The 1,320-nt window shown below is 43.8% G+C and carries 1 protein-coding gene; it reads left to right on the forward strand.

The features are described 5' to 3' along the window. The first annotated feature begins 113 nt into the window (after positions 1 to 113). A complete protein-coding gene (locus tag HC000_RS18250) occupies positions 114 to 1,217 on the forward strand; it encodes an RNA-guided endonuclease TnpB family protein (protein WP_179808387.1) in 1,104 nt (367 codons plus the stop codon). Positions 1,218 to 1,320 lie beyond the last annotated feature (103 nt).

Below are 1,320 nucleotides of genomic sequence, written 5' to 3' on the forward strand. Positions count from 1 at the left end.
TTTATCATTTGAGCCGAAAAACTCCGTCCTTTAGGTCGGGGATGTAAGGTTTTAGCGCAACGCGCTAACAATAGAGCTTGAATCTTACGAAAACACTGTATATCTTGTAAGGCATGAAAGAGATAGCGGTTAAACAACGGTTCTACCCAACACCTGAGCAAGTAACCTTACTTGAACAGACGTTTGGCTGTACGCGTTTTGTTTACAACTCTATTCTTCGTTGGCGTACTGATGCTTACTACAATGAGCAAATCAAGATTAACTACAGCAAAGCATCAAGCTATCTAACTGAACTCAAGAAAAACCCTGAGTTCCCTTGGCTTAATGATGTTTCTAGCGTTCCTTTGCAGCAAGCAATCAGAAACCAACAAACTGCTTTTAAGAACTTCTTTGAGGGTCGAGCTAAATACCCAACTTTCAAAAAGAAGCGCTCGAAACAAAGCGCACAACTAACCAAAGCAGCATTCAGATATACTGATGGTCAGTTGTTCATGGCTAAATCTAAGCAACCTATAAATGTTCGTTGGTCGCGAGAGCTGCCTAGCGAACCAACCACCATTACAATTAGCAAAGACAGTGCGGGTCGCTACTTTGTATCTTGTCTGTGTCGCTTCGAGCCAAAACCACTATCGATTAGTAAAAATACAGCCGGTATTGATTTAGGTTTGACTGATCTTGTTATTGCCTCCAACGGTTTCAAGTCTGGAAATCCCCGTCACACCAAGCGTTACGCTAGTAAACTAGCTAAGACTCAACGTGTGCTATCGAAGAAGAAGAAAGGTTCTTCTAACTTCCACAAAGCCAGAAAGAAAGTCGCTCGCGTTCAAGCAAAGATTGCTGATTGTCGTCACGACTTCACCCACAAACTGACTTCCCAATTGATAAACGATAATCAAGTGATTAGCTGTGAAAGTCTGAGCGTAAAAAACATGGTCAAGAATCGAAAACTTGCTAAAGCAATTAGCGATGCCAACTGGGGCGAGTTCGTGCGCCAACTTACCTACAAAGCTGAGTGGTACGGTCGAACTGTAGTTAAGATTGATAAGTGGTATCCAAGCTCTAAACGCTGTAATTGCTGCGGTCACGTTGTCGATTCCTTGCCGTTACATATCCGTAAATGGTCGTGTCCTCAATGCTCTAGCGAGCTAGACCGCGACATAAATGCGGCACTGAATATTAAAGCTGTCGGGCAGACAGTGTTAGCCTGTGGAGCGTAAGTAAGACTTTAGATTCTTTTGAATTTAAAGCGATACGCTATGAAACAGGAATCCCCCTCCTTTCCCGACTTGTCGGGCGCGAAGCGAGGTGGGGGAGGATGTC

The organism is Pseudoalteromonas sp. MIP2626, assembly GCF_013414205.1.
Classification (GTDB): Bacteria; Pseudomonadota; Gammaproteobacteria; order Enterobacterales; family Alteromonadaceae; genus Pseudoalteromonas; species Pseudoalteromonas nigrifaciens.